We start from the raw sequence: 274 nt of genomic DNA on the forward strand, positions 1-274 counted from the left end.
AACTCATCCGTGCTGTATTCGTTTTCAAGGACGTCAATATCAATACGGTCAATGCCACTTTTAACCACGTCATGCACGGTGAGCATTGGCCGCCAAATACCAGCGTCACACTGCAGGCCATGCGTTAAGTTTTTATGGCTAGCATCAATGGCAAATTCAGGGTCATTACAGCCGTTGGTTGTGACATACAATTTACCAGTCCAGTGCTCATACGCTTCATGGCGGGTAACACGGGGTCTACTAACGTAGGTAATAGGCCACTTGTTTTGTGTGG

Annotated in this window: 1 pseudogene; it reads right to left on the reverse strand. The window is 47.1% G+C overall.

Annotated elements, in window-relative coordinates:
* A pseudogene (locus CWB76_RS19655) lies at positions 1-274 on the reverse strand (terminase large subunit domain-containing protein); the annotation flags it as partial.

Source organism: Pseudoalteromonas sp. S1609 (assembly GCF_005887255.1).
Classification (GTDB): Bacteria; Pseudomonadota; Gammaproteobacteria; order Enterobacterales; family Alteromonadaceae; genus Pseudoalteromonas.